A 5,027-nucleotide genomic window follows, 5' to 3' on the forward strand; every position below is an offset into this window, starting at 1 on the left:
ATCTACGCGGCGAACATTCGCGGACTCAAGCTTCCCGGCGTGTTGGAGCTTGACAAGGACGACGTGCTGAACTGGCACAAGGTCTGCGAAAAGGGCTCGCTCATTGTGGTCGATGAGGCCCAGCGGTATTGGCGTGCGTCCAGGGGCGGCGGCGTCGATGAGGCCGTTATCGAGATGGAGACGCATCGGCACGATGGTATCGACATCGTGCTGATTACCCAGCACCCGGGCTTGATCCACGCGAATATCCGCAAGCTCGTCAACCGGCATATCCACATGGTGGCCTACACGGAGCATTCCGCTCTGCGCTGGGAGGCCCGCGAGGTCCGCGAGGATGTGCAGGACCCTTCGTTCCGTGCGACCGCCGATTTCGAGGAATGGAAGTACCCGCAGAACCTCTACGCGTTCTACGATTCCGCGGAAAAGCACACGAAGAAGATCAAGCTGTCGTGGCGTGAGCGCATCGCTCAGCACGGCAAGAAGATCGCTCTCGGTTTGATCGTCGTCGCCGTGGCCATCGTCGCGTGGTTCTTCATGCAGGTGAAGAACGGTTCTCTCGTGTCCGGATCGGCGTCTGCAGACGCGCCGGCCGCGCTCTCGTCGCCTCGCCGCGAGGGTGGGGAAGTGAAGGGGCCTAAGTGGAAGACCGCCGCTGAGTACGTTGAGGCGCAGATGCCGCGCATTCCCTCCCAGCCGTGGAGCGCTCCGTTGTACGACGGGCAGCAGGTCACGGCTCACCCGCAGGTGTATTGCATCGCGAAGGGTGACGACAGCGATTGCCACTGCATCACGGAGCAGGGCACCAGGTACACGATGGCGCTGGATATCTGCTTGTCGGTGGCGAAGAACGGCCCGGCCTACGATCCGTTCAAGCCGGAGCGTCCTCGAGAGACGTCGGATCGTCGCCAGGGTGATCGGCCGTCTACGCCGGAAATGTCGGCGCCGGTTGCGCCGTCCCCTGCCGTCGCGTCGGCGCTTCCGTCGGTCCCTGTTCTCATGCCTTCGGGTGGGTCATCGCCGGTTGCCTCGATTCCGCACGAGCTTGGGAATGGCGGAATGCGCTGATGGTAGGATGGCCGCTCATCAAGGGGGTAAGTCGGCATGAGGCCATCAACGCAGTACCTTTTCGCCATTCTGCTTGTGGTGGCGTCGATCCCGCTCTATATGGTTCTAGCAAGGTCTGATGGCAATCGAGGTGGTTCGGCTACCGCTCCCGTCGCTATTCGACCGTCTCCCGGTGTGTCCAGCCCGCCGAAGCACGTGTCCATGACGGCTAATGAGGCTGCGGCGTTCGAGGCCATCGGCGCGCATAGGGCACGCTGTGTCGCTGGCGTGGTGTACAGGACGTCGGGCCACGTGATCGAGCCGTGGCCGGGTAGGGTTGCTTGTTCCGAGTTTGGCGGGAGCTACGCGGTCTCTGCTACGGGTCCGTAGGGGTGTGGGGCGTAGCCCCGCGAATACGCTCTACTGCAGACGTTTTTTGACAAAAGAAAGCCCCCGTGCTAGCGCCGGGGGTTCTCCGTTTCGCGAGACCTGTGCCAGCTAAACCTGCTTTCGTTCCTTCCAGATGTCCTGGGCGATTTCACTCATGGCGCGTAGGCTGATAGATCCCTTGCGCATGGACCGGCCGGGAGGGATGAGGAATTCGTGGCACACGCGCCACCCGGACCACGAGTTGGTGATGATGTGTTGCTGGTCGCCCCATGCGGCCAGCGCCCAGTCTTCGATGGCGGAAAGGGAGATTCGGCGGCCGCTAGGGTGGACGAGGTCTTTGCCGTCAATGTGCCACGTGCGCTGTTGCATGGTCGCTTCCTGCAGGTGGGCCGAAAATCGTGCCCAGCACGCGGGTAAACGCCTTGCGAAGCCTGCCGGAAATGCCTCGGCGGCGAGTTGACATAATCTACATTATGCGCACATGCGTACGTATGTGTACGAGGCTTGCCCCCAGTCCCGCGGCCCTATTTCGCCCCGACCCGAGCCCTGGAGGTTGCCGAACTAAAAGTCGACGTTTTGCCCCATTAAGATCGGCGATTAACCAGCATCTAACGGTTCGACCCTGACGTCGACGGTTAGCTCGCCTTTCGGTCGCCCGCCTCGGCTTTTCTTGGCGGACAATATCGACTATTACATGCGCACGCCGCGATCGGCGTCGACGGTTACATTCAGTTGATGCGTCAATTCACGCGCCACCTTTCCAAGATCGACAATTACGTACGGCGCGGCGATCTAAAAGACTACTTCACACCCGTACTTCGCATGGGTGCACTAGTAAGCCGAGTCTAGCGCCTGCGACTGTTCACTAATGACCGTCGCGCAGATAACAGTCCCGCACCCCTGGCATTGATTTTTCGCCACATGGGCGTAGCTTCAGCACATATACGCGCCGTGGACCGTGGATGCCGTGTAATTTCTTAGGCCGAATCTTCCGAAAGTCTGAGCCAAATCCTCCAACATTTCGGTACCGGCAATTTCAATGACGGATACGTTTGGGCCAGCTTCTGCTAACCGCCAAAAACATTGTGCCGGCGCCATCGACGATTTGGGGCCCGTCGAAATGCAGGATCGGCTCGGGTTCAAACCAACAACGACATTAATAGCCTGTTTCCGCCTCTGTTCATCAAGATTGGACCGAGTCATTAGCGCTTCAAGCTTCCTACGCGGCGGGCGTCTCGGAGTTGTCCGCGTGCAGCGCCTCTGCAAGGTTAATGACAGCGACGGGGTCGTCGGCGAACGCGTCCGCTGGCGCGCGGGCCGCCGATGAAATGTCCCGAACCAACATCAGGACCGTGACCGGGTCCATAGGGCCATAGCCTTTTGAAGCGCGGGCCTGCAGAGACAGCTCCTCCCTCGGCTGGAATAGCCAAAAGGCCCGGGCCCAGCCTCCCCTATCATCCGTAGGTGAAAAACCGACGCGCGACGCCAGGATGGAGAGCAGGAGCTGCAAGCCGTATGCGCTAACCCCGGGCGCAAACTGGAACGCCGGGTATACCCAGGCATTCGATGTCTTCACCCAAAGTGTCAGGAGCGATCCTTGCGCGCGCCGGCGCTCCAACTCGTCCACACTGATGTTGAGACGCGCCACCGCCTCGGATGGGCTTAATGATTGTTCGAGGATGTACTCCTTTGACATCGACCAGCCTCAACTTGCCGCCGCTATCTGGATGCCGGAAGCTTACGCTAAACGCGTGTGCCGAAGGTACCGTGCGCCCACCGCAGGAGACTGTATCGATGACACTTGATCGTGACCCGCTACTCGCTGCCAGAAAAGCCACCCTGCAGCTACGGGACGAACTCCTCGACCTGGACTGGCCGTCTGTTGCCGAGCTGGCCCCGCTGTTGAAGCGTCAAGCTGACCAGGCACGTGCTTGGCTCCTTGAGGAGCATAAGCGCGGAAGAATTCTGGCGGTGTGGTCACAGCGCGACGCCGACTTTGTTTTCCCTTCCTTTCAGTTCGATCATGAGGGTGTACATCCCAGGCTGGAACAGCTATTCGATGCCTTGAGTGGCATCCCGGGGCTTGATCCGACGACAGATCGTGGGGGCTGGGCGCGCGCGTTTTGGCTCTACGGCTGCAGCGCTCGCCTAAGCGATGCGGCACTGGGATTCGGGCCGAACGAAGACGGTAGGGCTGCCTCCGAGCGCTTCAAGACCGCGCCTGATGCGGTGATCGAGCTTGCTCGTGAAGAGGCAACCTTTGACCCTAACAGTGCCTGGTAGCGCACGGTAATTCCGAGCCAAGCGGCGACCGTGGTGTGGTATCGCGATGAGCCCCGCCCTCGCAGCGGTCGACCGACGCTGGCGCGAGTTGTGGGGATGAGCGGGCGCAGGATTACGATTTGATCGCGTATCGCCCCTCTCGCTCCTTGAATGCCCGATCGCCTCCCTCAAGGAGCGAACACACTGCCTGGCGCGTGGAAAAGCCTCCGTCGCTCGCCTCCGCATGCTCGAGCGAGCCAGACCTGTAGGTAATTTGTGGATACGCCTGACTATCGAGGCGTCCGGCGGTGGCAACGATGATCTGCTCGGCGTCGGTGGCAACGACGAGATTTGGGTTGTGGGTGACAAGGATTATCTGGCGTTGCTGTTTTGCCCTTCGAACGTAAGGTACGAGCTGGCCGTAAATGGACGCGTTATCCAGGTTGCCCTCGGGCTGATCGATGATAAGCGGGCGCTTGTCGTCTTCATCCAGGAGAAGGTAAAGAACCAAAAGCGCTATACCTCGTGAACCTGGTGATAGGTGCTCCAGGGACGTTCCGCCATACCGTATGCGGTAGGACGTCTCGACGTGATCGGTGGAATAAATCCAATCGAGAAGATCCACCATCTTGACGCTCGGGGTGGCAATGCTGCGAAGAAACTCCGACGGATTCACGCGCGCTTGAAATTCGCTTATCGCCGCTTGGATGACGGTGCCGTCCCCCGTCTCCCACGCGGGAGAAAGTACTTCGGCGATATAGCGTTCGAGCTCATCGCGCTTCTGCGCCGATGCCGGCTTACGCCCGTCAAAGAAACGAAATGCGCGTTCGAGCCACGGGCGATAGTCAACCCGATATCCGGCCGATACCTCGAACTTGACCTCGGTCCCAAGCGTCTCGATCTGCTCGCGCATCGGCGCATAGAGGTCTTGCAGCCCGCCAAGATCGTCGGTCAGCGCCCCGAAATAATCCACGTAGGCGGCATCTCGCTCCGCTTCACGCTGCTTCAGCAAGCGATTTGTGTCCGCGTCAAGTTCTTCAATTTCCTTTGTCAGGCGCTGCTCAAGGAGCTCCCGCGCCCGAATTTGCTTCTGGAGGTCGAGGAGCCGCTTACGAAGCGTTTCATCCTGGCTAAGTGATGCCTGCAGCGCGCTGATGCGGCCAGTGATCTCGTGGACGGTGTCTCCCTTGGACGTGGAGATGCCCGCTTGTCCCTGCCGTGCAACAATGCGGTCGCCCAGTGCCGCCACGCGCGCGTCCACCAGATCGACGACCGAGTCGTCCCAGGCCGGTGAAAGGCGAGCAACGAGGTCATCACCCAGCAGGTCGGAG

General features: G+C 60.4%; 5 protein-coding genes. 2 read left to right on the forward strand and 3 right to left on the reverse strand.

What is annotated here, in order from left to right; all coding sequences use genetic code 11:
* Positions 1–1,065, forward strand: a 1,065-nt coding sequence (locus tag ACTHLF_RS21460) for a zonular occludens toxin domain-containing protein (RefSeq protein ID WP_440330303.1), incomplete at its 5' end; no start/stop codon positions are given.
* Positions 1,066–1,542: 477 nt separating this feature from the next.
* Here the strand turns inward: ACTHLF_RS21460 and ACTHLF_RS21465 are convergent.
* Together ACTHLF_RS21465 and ACTHLF_RS21470 are read right to left on the reverse strand one after the other, a co-directional pair.
* Positions 1,543–1,803: a hypothetical protein gene (locus tag ACTHLF_RS21465; RefSeq protein ID WP_440330305.1), complete on the reverse strand. Its 261-nt coding sequence runs from the start codon at positions 1,801–1,803 to the stop codon at positions 1,543–1,545.
* Positions 1,804–2,653: 850 nt separating this feature from the next.
* Entirely contained in the window at positions 2,654–3,130 is a 477-nt protein-coding gene (locus ACTHLF_RS21470) for a hypothetical protein (RefSeq protein ID WP_440330307.1), read from the reverse strand.
* A 98-nt stretch (positions 3,131–3,228) separates the two neighbouring features.
* On the opposite strand from ACTHLF_RS21470, the gene ACTHLF_RS21475 reads away from it, so the two are divergent.
* Positions 3,229–3,717, forward strand: coding sequence for a hypothetical protein (locus tag ACTHLF_RS21475; protein WP_440330309.1), 489 nt, complete (start codon positions 3,229–3,231; stop codon positions 3,715–3,717).
* Between the two features lie 112 nt (positions 3,718–3,829).
* On the opposite strand, the gene ACTHLF_RS21480 is transcribed toward ACTHLF_RS21475, so the two are convergent.
* On the reverse strand, positions 3,830–5,027 hold a 1,198-nt coding region (locus ACTHLF_RS21480; protein ID WP_440330311.1), incomplete at its 5' end, for an AAA family ATPase.

The sequence above is a fragment of the Luteibacter sp. genome (assembly GCF_051958795.1).
Taxonomy (GTDB): Bacteria; Pseudomonadota; Gammaproteobacteria; order Xanthomonadales; family Rhodanobacteraceae; genus Luteibacter.

Bases quoted from the DNA above. Each gene is read 5' to 3' on its own strand.
- ACTHLF_RS21465 (WP_440330305.1), bottom strand. From the start codon at position 1,803: ATGCAACAGCGCACGTGGCACATTGACGGCAAAGACCTCGTCCACCCT.
- ACTHLF_RS21470 (WP_440330307.1), bottom strand. From the start codon at position 3,130: ATGTCAAAGGAGTACATCCTCGAACAATCATTAAGCCCATCCGAGGCG.
- ACTHLF_RS21475 (WP_440330309.1), top strand. From the start codon at position 3,229: ATGACACTTGATCGTGACCCGCTACTCGCTGCCAGAAAAGCCACCCTG.